Raw genomic sequence first — 14131 nt, forward strand, 5'->3', positions numbered from 1 at the left:
TCCGGCTTACAACGGCTTCGTTACGAACAGGCCATCTTCGTGGCCTTCTTCCGACCCACCGTACACCTGCTCGGCAACGGTGCGGATCGAGCTGCCGCGGGCAGCGAGAATCTGGTCCATGGCACCGGCGAACCAGCCAGTGAACATGTAGTCGACCTTGCGGCCGCACTTGCCATAGACGTAGACGAAGGCCGAGTGCTTGAGCTTGACGCTGCACGTGCCCTTGTCCAGGTCGATGTCCTGGATCTCGAACAGCCCCCAGCCACGCTGGCTCAGGCGCTTCATGTAGTGCTCGAAGACCGCGACCCCTTCCAGGCCATGGCACTCGGCTTCTTTCTCGCACCAGTGCCACGCCGACTTGTAACCCGCCTTGTAGAGAATGTCGGCGTACTTGTCGGCGCCCAGTACTTCTTCGATGCCCATGTGGTTGTTGACGAAGAAATGGCGTGGCACGTACAGCATCGGCAAGGCGTCGCTGGTCCAGACACCGGTCTCGCTGTCGACTTCGATTGGCAATTGCGGGGCGATCTTGGCCATGGAAACTCAACTCCAGAAAAAATTTTTATTGGGTAGCCCCGGCGTTGCTGGCAGGGGCTCGAAGCTTGAGAGCGGCTTATTCGCCCCAGACGTCTTTCAATACGTTGACCCAGTTCTCGCCCATGATCTTGCGAACCACGCGCTCGGAGTGGCCACGCTTGAGCAAGGTTTCGGTGAGGTTGGGGAACTCGCCCACGGTGCGAATGCCCAGCGGGTTGATGATCTTGCCGAAGTTGGTCAGGCGACGGGCGTAGCCCTTGTCGTGGGTGAGGTATTCGAAGAATTCCTTGCCGTGACCCTGGGTGAAGTCGGTGCCGATGCCGATGGCATCTTCACCTACGATGTTCATGGTGTACTCGATGGCCTCGGCATAGTCGTCGATGGTCGAGTCGATACCCTTGGCCAGGAACGGTGCAAACATGGTCACGCCAACGAAACCACCGTGGTCGGCGATGAACTTCAGTTCTTCATCGGACTTGTTGCGCGGGTGCTCTTTAAGGCCCGATGGCAGGCAGTGGGAGTAGCACACCGGCTTTTTCGATTCGAGGATGACTTCCTCGGAGGTTTTGGAGCCGACGTGGGACAAGTCGCACATGATGCCGACGCGATTCATTTCGGCAACGATTTCGCGACCAAAGCCCGACAGGCCGCCGTCACGCTCGTAGCAGCCAGTGCCTACCAGGTTCTGGGTGTTGTAACACATCTGCACGATGCCCACGCCCAGCTGCTTGAACACCTCCACATAACCGATCTGGTCTTCGAAGGCATGGGCGTTCTGGAAGCCGAAGAGGATACCGGTCTTGCCCAGTTCCTTGGCCTTGCGAATGTCGGCCGTGGTGCGCACGGGCATCACCAGGTCGCTGTTCTCGCGGATCAGTTTCTGGCTTGCAGCGATCTGGTCGACGGTTGCCTTGAAACCTTCCCAAACCGACACGGTGCAGTTGGCGGCGGTAAGGCCTCCTTTGCGCATATCTTCGAACAGCTCGCGGTTCCACTTGGCGATGATCAGGCCATCGATGACGATGCTGTCGGCGTGTAATTCGGCTGGGCTCATCAGGCGTCCCCTTTTATTGAATGGGCTGGCGCCAAACCTTGTGCCGGCGCTTTGGGGCCAGCATATGCCTGTGCCCCGAGGCGCCCCGATGCAAAAACGACAGGGGGTTTGCCGAAAGCGTCAATGCGCGACAAGCCGGCCTCTGGCGCGGCCTGCGGCGATGAGACACAGTCTCGATAACGACCATCGAGGGCCCTTTGATGAACAATCTGCCCAGGTGATACCGTACGCGCCGAGAGTGCGCGAGAATCGTCAGGATTCGTCAGCCGGTGGAGGAAACAACGAATGAAAGCGATGGCAGGGATGGTACTGCTGGCCGTGGTGGCCGCAGCCCAGGCCGGTGAGGAAGAAAATACCCCGTGCGACAACGTCGAGACCGAGGCGCAAGCCCACGCCTGCGCAGCGTTTAACAAGCAAGCCTCCGAACGGGAGCTGAAATCGGCCTATGACGAACTTCTCCAGCGCGTTCATGACGCGTTCGACGACAAAGGCAGCGTTGCAGCAACAATGATCGAGCGCTTGAAGCAGGCTCAGGGGCTGTGGACGCAGCTTCGCGATGCCGATTGCAAGGTGGAAACCCTCACCCTGCCAACCAACGGCAAAGCTTACCAGGCCGCCTGGGACACCTGCGTGGCGCAACGCACCGATGATCGGTCCGAGTACCTGCAATCGATTCTGCAACAGTAGCGCGAGACTGCCTGGTCAGGAAAAGTTTGCGGCTTATTCATCGCACCAACCTCAAGCTCCAACGTGTGGGCAACGACATTTTGCAGGGCTAATTCGGCGGTGACGGCTTCACGACCCTTCGCTCCTCGCGCGGGCAGCGCCCGAAGCGGCGCTTGTAACGTCGGGTGAAGTACGACGGCAGTTCAAAACCGCATGCCACGCTGACCTGGGTGATCGTCATCTGGGTTTGGCGCAACAACTGGCAAGCCTTGTCCAGGCGCAGGCCGAGGTAAAAGCCGCTGGGGGTGTCGTTGAGGTGCAACCTGAACAGGCGCTCCATCTGGCGACGGGTGATCATCGCGCGCGCGGCCAGTTCCGTTGTGCCAAGGGGGTGTTCGGTGTGCTTTTCCATCTCACCGATCACCTGCACCAGCTTGCGGTTGCTGATGCCATAGCGTGCAGCGATCTGCATGCGTTGATGATCTTGGCGCGGTCGAATACGGCTCAACACGAACTGCTCGGAAACCTGCACGGCGAGCTCGGCGCCATGGGCCTGGGCAATCAGATCGAGCATCAAGTCGATTGAAGCGGTGCCGCCCGCACAGGTAATGCGTTGCCGGTCAATTTCGAACAGCTCCTGGGTGGCCTGCAGGCTGGGGTAGTTTTCCCTGAACGCATCCAGCGCCTCCCAGTGTACGGTCGCACGATGGCCATCGAGCAAGCCTGCCTCGGCCAGCACCACAGCACCAGTATCGATCCCGCCTAGCATGCCACCCTCGTGAGCCAGGCGTCGCAGGCTTTGCTGGAGCTTGGGGGCGTAGCAGCGCAGGGGTTCGAAGCCTGCCACGATCAGCAACGTACCGCAGGGCGTTTGCGCACCCAGCGCTGCGTCGGCATTGACCGACATGCCATTGCTGGCGTTCACGGCGCTCCCATCCAGGCTCAACACCTGCCAGTGGTACGCCTGGGCTTTGAACCTATTGGCCACGCGCAGGGGCTCCAGGGCACTGATGAACCCCATGGCCGAGAAACCGGGCAATAACAGGAAGTGGATGATCTGCGCCATGGCGTGCTCCAGAGAACAGGTCGCCTGCGTGCAAATGTTGGTCGCCGGCGTGCGATTTTCAATAGTGCCACCAGCGTAGCGTGTTCACACGGTCCGCAGAGACCGCCACCATAACAATCTGTACTGCCGATGGAGAGCCACCATGCACAGCTTGATCCGCCGCAGCCTGTTGACCTTGGCCCTGACCAGCCTTGTTACCCCCTCGCTTTACGCAGCCGATGCCGCTGCCTGCAAGAATGTCCGTCTGGGCGTGGTCAACTGGACCGATGTGATCGCGACAAGCGCCATCGCTCAGGCATTGTTCGATGGCCTGGGTTACACCACCAAGCAAACCAGCGCGTCGCAGCAGATCATCTTCGCTGGCATTCGCGACAAACGCCTGGACATGTTCCTGGGGTACTGGAACCCGATTATGACCCAGACCATCACTCCCTTCATCGAGGCCGGGCAGGTCAAAGTCATGGACAAAGCCAGCCTCGAAGACGCCCGGGCCACGTTGGCAGTGCCCAGGTACCTGGCGGACAAGGGGCTGCGCACCTTCGCCGACATACACAAATTCGAGAAGGAACTGGGCGGCAAGCTCTATGGCATCGAGCCGGGTTCCGGTGCCAACACCCAAATAAAGGCCATGATCGCCAAGAACCAGTTCGGCCTAGGCAAATTCCAGCTGGTCGAGTCCAGCGAAGCGGGCATGCTGGCCGCCGTGGACCGCGCAGTACGGCGCAAGGAAGCCGTGGTGTTCTTCGGCTGGACCCCACACCCCATGAACGTGAACATCGACATGGTTTACCTCGGCGATAGCCAGGATGCGCTCGGCCCTGACGAAGGTCGCGCGACGGTGTGGACCGTAACCGCGCCCGATTACGCAGCGCGCTGCCCCAATGCCAACCGCCTGCTGGCCAATCTGAGCTTCAGTGCCGAAGACGAGAGCCGCATGATGCAGCCACTGCTCGACCACAAGGACGCGCTGGAATCGGCGCGCCAATGGCTCAAGGATCACCCCGAGGACAAGGCCCGCTGGCTTGAGGGGGTGACCACCTTCGATGGCAAGCCGGCCGCCGACAACCTCAAGCTTACCGCCAACTGATACCGCCCCATCACCAACAAGCCGGCCCCTACAGCTCCCTGCACACCGAGGTTCGTCCAGGACCGTGCAGGGGCCGGCTTGCCGGCGAAAAGCCCACAACAGATCGCACAGGATCCCTTATGAACCACGACGTCATCATCACGTGCGCCCTGACCGGCGCCGGCGACACCGCCTCGAAAAGCCATCTGGTCCCAGTCACACCCAAGCAGATCGCCGCAGCGGCCGTGGAAGCCGCCAAGGCCGGCGCCACCGTGGTGCACTGCCATGTACGCGACCCGCAAACGGGCCGCTTCAGCCGTGATGTGGCCCTGTACCGCGAAGTCATGGAGCGTATTCGCGAAGCCGACGTGGACATCATCGTCAACCTCACCGCCGGCATGGGCGGCGACCTGGAAATCGGGCCCGATGAAAACCCCATGGCATTCGGGCAGGGCACTGACCTGATCGGCCCGCTCGAACGCCTGGCCCACGTCGAGGCGTTGTTACCGGAAATCTGCACCCTGGACTGCGGCACTCTCAACTTCGGTGACGGCAATTCCATCTACGTTTCCACGCCCGCGCAACTACGCGCCGGTGCCCGGCGCATCACGGAACTGGGGGTCAAGGCAGAGCTGGAAATCTTCGATACCGGCCACCTGTGGTTCGCCAAGCAAATGATCAAAGAGGGCCTGCTCGACAACCCCTTGTTCCAGCTGTGCCTGGGAATCCCGTGGGGCGCACCCGCTGATACCACCACCATGAAAGCCATGGTCGACAACCTGCCCGCCAATGCGACCTGGGCCGGGTTTGGCATCGGCCGCATGCAGATGCCCATGGCCGCACAGGCCGTGTTGCTCGGCGGCAACGTGCGGGTCGGCCTGGAAGACAACCTGTACCTGGACCGTGGCGTACTGGCCAGCAACGGCCAGTTGGTCGAGCGCGCGGTAGAGATCATTTCACGCCTGGGCGCCCGTGTGCTGAGCCCCGCCGAAGGCCGGGCAAAGATGAACCTGAACCGTCGCTGATCGCTTCTGGAGACCCGCATGAACTTCATCACTGACATCAAGACATTCGCGGCATTAGGCAGCGGCGTGATCGGCAGCGGCTGGGTTGCACGCGCCCTTGCCCACGGGCTGGACGTGATCGCCTGGGACCCGGCGCCAGGCGCCGAACAGGCCCTGCGCAAACGTATCGCCAACGCTTGGCCTGCCTTGGAGAAACAGGGCCTTGCGCCGGGCGCGTCACAAGCCCGACTGGCCTTTGTCGACACCGTTGAAGCGTGCGTGCGCGACGCTGATTTCATCCAGGAAAGCGCGCCTGAGCGGTTGGACCTGAAACTCGACCTGCATGCACGGATCAGCGCCGCAGCCAAACCCGATGCGATCATTGCCAGCAGCACGTCGGGCTTGTTGCCCAGCGAGTTCTACGCCTCGGCCTTCCACCCTGAGCGCTGTGTGGTGGGGCATCCTTTCAACCCGGTGTACCTGCTGCCGTTGGTCGAGATCGTCGGCGGCATGCGGACCGCGCCGCAGGCCGTCGAGGCGGCCAGCACCGTCTATACCGCCCTTGGCATGCGCCCGCTGCACGTGCGCAAGGAAGTCCCCGGTTTCATCGCCGACCGTTTGCTCGAAGCGCTGTGGCGCGAGGCGCTGCACCTGGTCAACGACGGAGTCGCCACCACCGGTGAAATCGACGACGCCATCCGCTTTGGCGCGGGCCTGCGCTGGTCGTTCATGGGCACCTTCCTGACCTATACCCTGGCGGGGGGCGATGCCGGCATGCGCCACTTCATGTCGCAATTCGGGCCGGCATTGAAGCTGCCGTGGACCTACCTTCCGGCGCCTGAGCTGACCGACAAGCTGATCGACGATGTGGTGGAAGGTACGTCGCAGCAATTGGGTGATCGCAGCATCGCCGCGCTGGAACGCTACCGGGATGACTCACTGCTGGCGGTGCTGGAAGCGGTAAAGATCAGCAAAGCCAGACACGGCATGCCGTTCAGCGAATGAGGAGAGCACGATGCCTGCACTGATCACCTATCGCACCCCAGTCAAAGCAGACTGGGTCGACTACAACGGGCATCTGCGCGATGCCTTCTATCTGTTGATCTTCAGCTATGCCACCGATGCGCTGATGGAGCAGATCGGGCTGGATGCCGACAGCCGTGGACGGAACGGTCATTCGCTGTTTACCCTGGAGGCGCACATTAACTACCTGCAGGAGGTAAAACTCGATACTGAGGTATGGGTGCAGACCCAAATCATCGGCTTTGATCAAAAACGTCTGCATGTTTATCACAGTCTGCATCGGCACGGTCTTGAAGAAATCTTGGCTGCGAGCGAACAACTGTTACTGCACGTGGACATAGCAGGTCCGAGGTCGACACCTTTTAGTTCACGAACACTGCAACGCCTGGAGCGGGTGACCGCACAGCAACGAGACGTACACAAGCCTGAGCACGTGGGCAAAACCATCCAGTTACCAAATGGCAACAATGCCCAATGACGCATGAAGGGCTGGCACAGGCCATGCCGCGGCGAGGCGGCAGGCCGTGCCAGAAACGGGCTTTTTCCTGCTACAGCGCGTAAACCTGAGTATCCATCAAGCCTTTGCCTGCTAAACGCACACAACCCTAACGGTTGGGCATTAATGCAGCGTTACGCAGGGTGCCATTGAATGGTCATTTGGGGACGATGCTCTTCTGAAACCGATGGACATTTCCATTCATATAACTACCAGATTGAGTTCTTTTAAGAGTGGGTGGAATACCCCGCGTAGAGTCGAAATTGGCGATATCAAATCTTCCTCTTACCTCTCCTTCGAAGCACAACGTACGGGTGCGGTCTTGGTTAAAAAACACCATTTATAATTGGTGGTGATCACGTCTTGACTAAAGACCCGTGCAGATCGCGCCAAGCCTCCGCCCTTTACACAACCTGGCAGATCAGCAATGAGATGATTGGCCAAATACGTGCTGAACCCACAAATCGGTTTTTTGAAGTCAGCTGCTGCGAACAGGAGTACCCCGTGACTCCCGTACAGCGCATCAACAACTTGGCCTGCCAGCGCTCCCCCCTTGAACGTACGGACAAATCCTTGAGGTACATTGGTACTATCTATATCGACCACAACGAACTCTCGGGGAGATGACGCCCCTCCGCGATAACAGACATGCCGATCACCGGGTCCATTGTAGAAACATAATTTCTCTCCCCCCTCATACCCCCGTACCTTGAAAGAGCGTACCGCCTGGCCTGAGCATTGGCTCGCAACGTTGACTGGGCTAGTGAGTCGAATACTCACTGGGCACGAACTGCCCTGGAGATTGGTTCCACTGTAGAGGGTGAGCTCGACACCCCGGAAGGGATCATAGGTATTCTCAACACGCTCTCGGTTTTCATTAATTGTGCGTGCCACATCGTGGTGTGCCATCGTTCCTATAGGCACGCCCTGATAAGAAAGCCTAGGGTTAGAAAAATAAGGTATGGACCCCCAGGTGGTTACCATACGTGTGTGGAATGTCGGATTGTCACGTTTATAACCGTGATGGTAACCCCCCGATGACCCGTTCCACCCGTGGCCAGCTCCCAGCACGTGCCCCATCTCGTGAGCGAAGGCGTCAACTGCACCGACGATGAGATACCCGCCGGTAGCGGCTTCACCACCTGTACCCGGATAGGAGGTGTAAAGGGTGACCACATCGGCAGAGAAATAGTCGCGCCAGCGGCTCACCTGATTATTCAGGTCGCGCCCCGGTGTTCTGAAATCTTTGAATTGCTCAACCCCGGTCTTGTCGCCCTCTGCGTAGTCTAGCTCTATGAACCCCGCGATGCTGACGGTGACCGGGACCTGTGAGTTAATCATCACCTGGTTGGCATCCTGGACTACCCTGGCTATGGTCGCGCGATAACTCGGATTCTTGGCACGTTGTTCATTGGTTGCGAAAAACAGCACGCGGATCGTGCTGGAGGCAGCGCGCGGGGCCTTGCCAGCAACAGCATATTGCTGGAGGTGCTCCAGATCAGTTGCCTGTTCAAAAGGCCGCTTGGCCTCGTCGACTTTGACCACTACATGCTGCCCGGCCCCAACATAGTGCAAATCATAAGACACGCCCTCAATGTGAATAGCGCCCGCCAGCTGCTCGCCGTCTCGCACTATCGAGATCCAGGTCAATGGGTTGAAATCAATGTCCGTGTCCGCGTTCTTCTCTAACTCAGCCACTGAGTCCCCCACCCAACCCACCATGCCCGGGGCGGGCGGATCGCTGCGCCGCAACCGAAATGTAATGGCCTTGCCTTGCGCCAACCGTACACTTAACGTTTTGGTGGCTTCGTTGATCAATGAAGCATCCACATCCACCCACTGCACCTCCTCTGTGGCGGGATCTTTCAGCACATCATTCAATAAGCGATACGTCCGCTTGCTCTGTTTGAGGGCCTGCATGTTTTTTGGCTTAGCCATGTCAAAAAGCGGCTGAGCGGAAGAGGCGTCCACCTGTCGATCTGGTGCAGGCAGCCCTGAACACGCCGTTAAAAACAACACCATCGAAATAAACCAGGCTCTGCATTTCATCGCTTACGCTCCAAAGGCACTTGAAGCCTAATTACTGCCTGGTTTCTAGTCTCGGTAAACTGGCAAATTTATCAGGCCTGAAGATACGCCTGAACGAACGTCTAGGCCTAGGGTGCGGTTAGTTTTGTATCAGCACGCCTGCGCTGTGCGAGGCAAGAAACAAAAAAACCCCGGAAAGCCGTGAGCGTCCGGGGCCAAGAGCGAGCAACATCCACTGTGCACGAGTGAGGGTGACCAAACCCTCCGCTTCGGTAGATGACTAGAGTGTGCGCAGTTCCTGGGCAGCGGATTTAGCCGGAAACGACCTGTTCATAGCCAAAGCAGCCACCCCGCCCTTTCGAGGTTGCGAGCATGACGGCGGCGTCACAGAATCGGTCGTGATCACTGCAGCACTCTCTATGCGATAAAAGGGACAACAGCCATGATGCATGCCGATTTGATTGATCAAGACGACCTGGCGGGCCACCTGCGAGCACGCGGGTTCGAGATTCCGGCCGGTGCCAGTGCCGAGCAGGCATGTGAGGCCGTGGTACGCGGGCTCACCGAACCAAACGCGCGGGCGCTCAAGGGGATGGTCGAGCAGATGTACGCGGGCAGCGCCACCTTGTTACCGGCCGTGCGGCAGGCGATTGATAAACAGCTGCTGCCAGCCTTGGCGCAATTCAATAACCGCACCTGAGCAAACGCTGCGATGCAGGCGTGATCGTCGGCAAGCCGGCCCCTACAGGGGCCGCGCCATGCCGGCGAGTGGGTTGAGACGCCGCCCCGGACCCTTAGAGCCTCACACTGGCAAACGTCGACTCATTGCGCGCCTGACTCAATGCCGCCATGGGACCGCTGTGGGGCGACAGGGTGATGGCCTGTGGAATCGGCATCATCGCCACCTGCTGGGTCGTATTGGAGCCAACACGCTCGTCGCGCGGTGGAATGCCGAAGTACTCGCGGTAACACTTGGAGAAGTGTGGCGTGGACACGAAGCCGCAGACCGACGCCACCTCGATGATCGACATCGGCGTCTGCTTGAGCAGCTGACGTGCGCGTATCAGACGCAGCTTGAGGTAGTAGCGCGAAGGCGAACAGTGCAGGTACTTCTGGAAAAGACGCTCAAGCTGCCGACGCGACACCGATACGTAGACGGCGAGCTCGTCCAGGTCGATCGGCTCCTCGAGGTTGGCTTCCATCAGCGCGACGATTTCCTGCAGTTTCGGCTGGTTGGTGCCCAGCATGTGCTTGAGCGGTACGCGCTGGTGATCCTGCTCGTTACGGATGCGCTCGTAGACGAACATCTCGGAAATGGCCGCCGACAATTCCCGACCATGATCGCGGCTGATCAAGTGCAACATCATGTCCAACGGCGCAGTGCCGCCAGAGCTGGTGAAGCGGTTGCGGTCGAGGGTGAACAGGCGGGTGCTCATGTTGACCCGTGGGTAGGCCTCCTGCATGGCCGCCAGGCACTCCCAGTGCACGCTGCAATCGAAGCCGTCGAGCAGGCCGGCACAGGCCAGTGCCCAGCTGCCGGTGCACACCGCTCCAAGGCGGCGCGATTGGCGAGCCTGGGCTTGCAGCCAGGTCACGTGCTCACGTGTCACGGTACGCTGGATACCCACACCGCCACAGACGATGACCGTGTCCATGGGGGGCGCGCTGTGCATGGCGGCATCGGGGGTGATCTGCAGGCCGTCACTGGCCCAGACCTGGCCGCCATCGACGGTCAGGGTATGCCAGCGGTACAGCTCACGGCCGGACAGCTGGTTGGCCATGCGCAGGGGCTCGACCGCCGACGCCAGGGAAATGAGCGTGAAATTGTCCAGGAGAAGAAACCCGATGGACTGGGGGGTTGTGCGGTTCTGGGTTGGATTCCCGGAGGTGTACGACGTCATCGCGATTTCTCCTCACACAAATGCAGGGTGTGCCTCAGGCGGGCACTGATTTCTTGTTATTGCCCCAGGGTCGTCCACGGGGCTTGGTTGTCTATCACTACGCAAACGCCGTGCCTGAAATTGAACAGCTATCCGAAAAAACCTGAAAACGACCTACTCAGTCATCAAAATCAGGACTTTCCTACAAGTCTGTTACAGCGCTCAAACAGGCGTTCTAGGCGGTATGCGTGTAACCCCTGAGCACTTTGGTGACACGTGGTCCCCAAGTTGCCCAGAAACGACACTCTTGAGTGTCACCGACAATGCCTGCACCGATCACGACATCCGACTGACGGTAGGCATCGTCTTGCACGTTTTAAGGTCACGAGGTGGTGCTTTGCACCGTTATGATGAGCGCAGTGCCAACGCTGATTACGCGCCGATGACACTGCAGATCGAAGAAGTGCCTCAGCACTCGATGGCGCTGACGGCAAGGCCGCCGCGCGAGGTTTCCTTGTACTTGTCGTGCATGTCGGCACCTGTATCACGCATGGTGCGGATCACCTGGTCGAGGGAGATGAAATGCTCGCCATCACCGCGCAACGCCATCTGCACGGCGTTGATGGCCTTCACCGCAGCAATCGCATTGCGCTCGATGCAGGGCACCTGCACCAAACCACCTACCGGGTCGCAGGTCAGGCCCAAATTGTGTTCCAAGGCAATTTCGGCTGCGTTTTCAACCTGGGGCGGGGTAGCACCCAGTACTTGGGCAAGCCCTGCCGCGGCCATGGCACATGCCGAGCCTACCTCACCCTGACAGCCCACTTCGGCACCTGAGATCGAGGCGTTCTTCTTGCACAGGATGCCCACGGCGGCGGCTGCGAGGAAGAAATCGACCACGCTGGACTCGTCCACCTCGTCGCTGAACCGCATGTAGTAGTGCAGCACCGCCGGAATGATGCCGGCCGCGCCGTTGGTAGGCGCGGTGACCATGCGCCCGCCTGCGGCGTTCTCTTCGTTCACGGCCAAGGCGAACAAGTTGACCCACTCCATGGCGCTCATGGTCGAGCCGATCACGTTGGGCTTGCCGATCTCCTGCAGGCTGCGGTGCAGCTTGGCAGCACGGCGGCGCACGTTCAGCCCGCCCGGAAGCGTGCCTTCGTACTTGAGCCCATTGTTGACGCACTCCTGCATGGCATCCCAAAGCGTGTGCAGGCCGGCGCGAATCTCCGCCTCGCTGCGCCAGACCCGTTCATTGGCCATCATCAATTGCGACACGCTCAGGTCGTTTTGCTTGCACAGGCGCAACAGTTCAGCCGCGCTGTTGAAATCGTAAGGCAGCACGGTCTGGTCGGCGTCCAGCACGCCACTGGCGGCCTGGGCGGCATCGACCACGAAGCCACCGCCGACCGAGTAGTAGGTATCGCGGTGAATTTCGCCCTTCTCGCCTTCTGCCACAAGGGTCATGGCGTTCGGGTGGTATGGCAGGTTCTCCTCGAGCAGCAGCATGTCACGGGCCCAGATGAAGTCGATGGGCAGGCGGTTATCGAGCTTGAGCACCTGGGTTTCACGCAGGTCGGCAATACGCGGGACGATCTGGGTAGGGTCGATGGCGTCTGGCCATTCGCCCATCAGCCCCATGATGGTGGCGTTGTCGGTCCCATGGCCGATGCCGGTAGCCGACAGCGAACCATACAGGCGCACCTCGATCCGCTTTACCTGTTCCAGCTCGCCGCGCTCGCGCAGCCCTTGGACGAACAGGGCACCGGCACGCATGGGGCCGACGGTGTGCGAGCTGGAAGGCCCGACACCGATCTTGAACAGGTCGAACACGCTGATGGCCATTGTCGAATCACCTCTTGCTGGGCTTGTCTGTGCGCGCAATGCGCAGGGCGGGGCAGCTGCTAGGCTGAACTGCAGGCCGCCTTCAATGCACGCATCATCGGGCTTTTGCCACCCTGCTCGCCGTCTGCAACCGACGTAGTCTTGTCCAGCCGCGCCGCCTGTTTTGCAGGCCCAGCGCGCCGCTTTCCGGCGCCTTGGTGACGCAAAAAAGCGGCAGGATGGGTAGAAGAACCCATAAGCGACATTGCCCATACTGGATGCGACCCGTTGCGTACTGGATACGACTCCACCAGTAGGCGATTGCTCGGCGCTGGAGGATTATCGAAAGCGACTCGTAAAGCACGGCCACGCAACCTGCCCTCTGCAGGCCTGATCGATCGGACCCTCAGAACGTCCGACGAACCACGCGAACCCGAAGACAAAATCACAGGAGTCCACCCATGAAAGGTTCACCCTCGCTGTTGCTGGTCGCGTTGCTGTCCGCACCGGTACTGGCCCAGGCTGCAGAACCCGAGCAGTGCCAGACGGTGCGGTTTTCGGATGTCGGCTGGACCGACATCACGGTAACCACGGCCACCACCAGCGCTGTGCTCGACGCCTTGGGCTACAAGACGCACACCACCATGATCTCGGTGCCGGTGACCTACAAGTCGCTGGCGGCCGGCAAGGACCTGGACGTGTTTCTCGGCAACTGGATGCCGACCATGGAGAACGACATCAAGCAGTACCGCGACGCCGGTACGGTCGAAACCCTGCGCGCCAACCTGGAAAACGCCAAATACACGCTGGCAGTACCGCAAGCCCTGTACGACAAGGGCTTGAAGGATTTCAGCGACATTCCCAAGTTCAAGGATGAGCTAGGCGGCAAGATCTACGGGATCGAGCCGGGCAATGATGGCAACCGCACCATCCAGAGCATGATCGACAAGAACGCCTTCGGCCTGAAGGACGCCGGCTTCAAGATCGTCCAGTCCAGCGAGGCCGGCATGCTGTCTCAGGTGGATCGCTCGCAGAAACGTGGCGAAGCCATCGTGTTCCTGGGGTGGGAGCCGCACCCGATGAATACTCGGTTCAAGATGCAATACCTGACCGGTGGGGACGAGTTCTTCGGCCCCGATTTCGGCAAGGCGACGGTGTACACCAATACCCGCAAGGGGTATGCGCAGGAATGCAGCAACGTCGGCCAACTGTTGAAGAACCTGTCGTTCGAGCTCAAGGACGAAAGCACCATGATGGGCTATGTCCTGGACGACAAGATGAAGCCCGACGCCGCCGCGCGCAAATGGCTCAAGGACAATCCTGGCAAGCTGGACACCTGGCTGGCAGGCGTGACCACCGTGGATGGCAAACCTGGTCTCGAGGCGGCCAAGGCCAAGCTGACGCAATAACCGAACTACGCAGTAGCGCTACCTCGGGGCAGGACCGTGCCCGCCCCGGGTTGATTTCAATCTACGCAGGTGGAAGCT

At 60.0% G+C, this 14131-nt stretch carries 13 protein-coding genes; 7 read left to right on the plus strand and 6 right to left on the minus strand.

The features are described 5' to 3' along the window. Positions 1–6 precede the first annotated feature (6 nt). Both MOP87_RS19370 and MOP87_RS19375 read right to left on the minus strand, forming a co-directional pair. Positions 7–537 carry a DUF5943 domain-containing protein gene (locus MOP87_RS19370; protein WP_023532428.1) on the minus strand — a complete coding sequence of 177 codons (531 nt, stop codon included), beginning with the start codon at positions 535–537 and terminating at the stop codon, positions 7–9. A gap of 76 nt (positions 538–613) precedes the next feature. After that, a complete protein-coding gene (locus MOP87_RS19375) occupies positions 614–1591 on the minus strand; it encodes a dipeptidase (RefSeq protein ID WP_023532386.1) in 978 nt (325 codons plus the stop codon). A gap of 285 nt (positions 1592–1876) precedes the next feature. Here MOP87_RS19375 and MOP87_RS19380 point away from each other — a divergent pair, with 285 nt between their 5' ends. Beyond that, complete coding sequence (locus MOP87_RS19380) at positions 1877–2278, plus strand: lysozyme inhibitor LprI family protein (RefSeq protein ID WP_027913554.1); 402 nt, start codon at positions 1877–1879, stop codon at positions 2276–2278. 88 nt (positions 2279–2366) lie between these two features. Here the strand turns inward: MOP87_RS19380 and MOP87_RS19385 are convergent, their stop codons facing one another. Then, positions 2367–3323 carry a GlxA family transcriptional regulator gene (locus tag MOP87_RS19385; protein WP_027913553.1) on the minus strand — a complete coding sequence of 319 codons (957 nt, stop codon included), beginning with the start codon at positions 3321–3323 and terminating at the stop codon, positions 2367–2369. A gap of 142 nt (positions 3324–3465) precedes the next feature. On the opposite strand from MOP87_RS19385, the gene choX reads away from it, so the two are divergent. From choX to MOP87_RS19405, 4 genes are all read left to right on the plus strand, one after another. Next, positions 3466–4410, plus strand: a complete 945-nt coding sequence (choX, locus tag MOP87_RS19390; protein WP_028686663.1) for a choline ABC transporter substrate-binding protein — start codon at positions 3466–3468, stop codon at positions 4408–4410. A gap of 119 nt (positions 4411–4529) precedes the next feature. Next, complete coding sequence (locus tag MOP87_RS19395) at positions 4530–5414, plus strand: 3-keto-5-aminohexanoate cleavage protein (RefSeq protein ID WP_028686664.1); 885 nt, start codon at positions 4530–4532, stop codon at positions 5412–5414. An 18-nt stretch (positions 5415–5432) separates the two neighbouring features. Continuing rightward, positions 5433–6398 carry an L-carnitine dehydrogenase gene (locus tag MOP87_RS19400; protein WP_027913550.1) on the plus strand — a complete coding sequence of 322 codons (966 nt, stop codon included), beginning with the start codon at positions 5433–5435 and terminating at the stop codon, positions 6396–6398. Between the two features lie 10 nt (positions 6399–6408). Continuing rightward, entirely contained in the window at positions 6409–6894 is a 486-nt protein-coding gene (locus tag MOP87_RS19405; protein ID WP_049695328.1) for a thioesterase family protein, read from the plus strand. Positions 6895–7197: 303 nt separating this feature from the next. Here MOP87_RS19405 and MOP87_RS19410 read toward each other — a convergent pair whose 3' ends face one another. Then, entirely contained in the window at positions 7198–8961 is a 1764-nt protein-coding gene (locus MOP87_RS19410; protein ID WP_242809902.1) for a reprolysin-like metallopeptidase, read from the minus strand. Between the two features lie 421 nt (positions 8962–9382). Here MOP87_RS19410 and MOP87_RS19415 point away from each other — a divergent pair, with 421 nt between their 5' ends. Continuing rightward, positions 9383–9640, plus strand: a complete 258-nt coding sequence (locus MOP87_RS19415; protein ID WP_027913547.1) for a hypothetical protein — start codon at positions 9383–9385, stop codon at positions 9638–9640. 94 nt (positions 9641–9734) lie between these two features. Here MOP87_RS19415 and MOP87_RS19420 read toward each other — a convergent pair whose 3' ends face one another. Beyond that, positions 9735–10841 carry a GlxA family transcriptional regulator gene (locus MOP87_RS19420; RefSeq protein ID WP_023532694.1) on the minus strand — a complete coding sequence of 369 codons (1107 nt, stop codon included), beginning with the start codon at positions 10839–10841 and terminating at the stop codon, positions 9735–9737. Positions 10842–11288: 447 nt separating this feature from the next. Further along, complete coding sequence (locus tag MOP87_RS19425) at positions 11289–12665, minus strand: L-serine ammonia-lyase (RefSeq protein WP_088522843.1); 1377 nt, start codon at positions 12663–12665, stop codon at positions 11289–11291. A gap of 440 nt (positions 12666–13105) precedes the next feature. Between MOP87_RS19425 and MOP87_RS19430 the strand changes: the two genes are divergently transcribed. Further along, positions 13106–14053: a choline ABC transporter substrate-binding protein gene (locus tag MOP87_RS19430; RefSeq protein ID WP_023532510.1), complete on the plus strand. Its 948-nt coding sequence runs from the start codon at positions 13106–13108 to the stop codon at positions 14051–14053. Positions 14054–14131: the final 78 nt, after the last annotated feature.

The organism is Pseudomonas sp. I3-I5, from assembly GCF_022699445.1.
GTDB classification, from domain to species: Bacteria; Pseudomonadota; Gammaproteobacteria; order Pseudomonadales; family Pseudomonadaceae; genus Aquipseudomonas; species Aquipseudomonas fulva.

Bases quoted from the DNA above. Each gene is read 5' to 3' on its own strand.
- MOP87_RS19370 (WP_023532428.1), bottom strand. From the start codon at position 537: ATGGCCAAGATCGCCCCGCAATTGCCAATCGAAGTCGACAGCGAGACC.
- MOP87_RS19410 (WP_242809902.1), bottom strand. From the start codon at position 8,961: ATGAAATGCAGAGCCTGGTTTATTTCGATGGTGTTGTTTTTAACGGCG.
- MOP87_RS19385 (WP_027913553.1), bottom strand. From the start codon at position 3,323: ATGGCGCAGATCATCCACTTCCTGTTATTGCCCGGTTTCTCGGCCATG.
- MOP87_RS19420 (WP_023532694.1), bottom strand. From the start codon at position 10,841: ATGACGTCGTACACCTCCGGGAATCCAACCCAGAACCGCACAACCCCC.
- MOP87_RS19415 (WP_027913547.1), top strand. From the start codon at position 9,383: ATGATGCATGCCGATTTGATTGATCAAGACGACCTGGCGGGCCACCTG.
- MOP87_RS19430 (WP_023532510.1), top strand. From the start codon at position 13,106: ATGAAAGGTTCACCCTCGCTGTTGCTGGTCGCGTTGCTGTCCGCACCG.
- MOP87_RS19425 (WP_088522843.1), bottom strand. From the start codon at position 12,665: ATGGCCATCAGCGTGTTCGACCTGTTCAAGATCGGTGTCGGGCCTTCC.
- MOP87_RS19400 (WP_027913550.1), top strand. From the start codon at position 5,433: ATGAACTTCATCACTGACATCAAGACATTCGCGGCATTAGGCAGCGGC.
- MOP87_RS19380 (WP_027913554.1), top strand. From the start codon at position 1,877: ATGAAAGCGATGGCAGGGATGGTACTGCTGGCCGTGGTGGCCGCAGCC.
- MOP87_RS19405 (WP_049695328.1), top strand. From the start codon at position 6,409: ATGCCTGCACTGATCACCTATCGCACCCCAGTCAAAGCAGACTGGGTC.
- MOP87_RS19395 (WP_028686664.1), top strand. From the start codon at position 4,530: ATGAACCACGACGTCATCATCACGTGCGCCCTGACCGGCGCCGGCGAC.
- MOP87_RS19375 (WP_023532386.1), bottom strand. From the start codon at position 1,591: ATGAGCCCAGCCGAATTACACGCCGACAGCATCGTCATCGATGGCCTG.
- choX (WP_028686663.1), top strand. From the start codon at position 3,466: ATGCACAGCTTGATCCGCCGCAGCCTGTTGACCTTGGCCCTGACCAGC.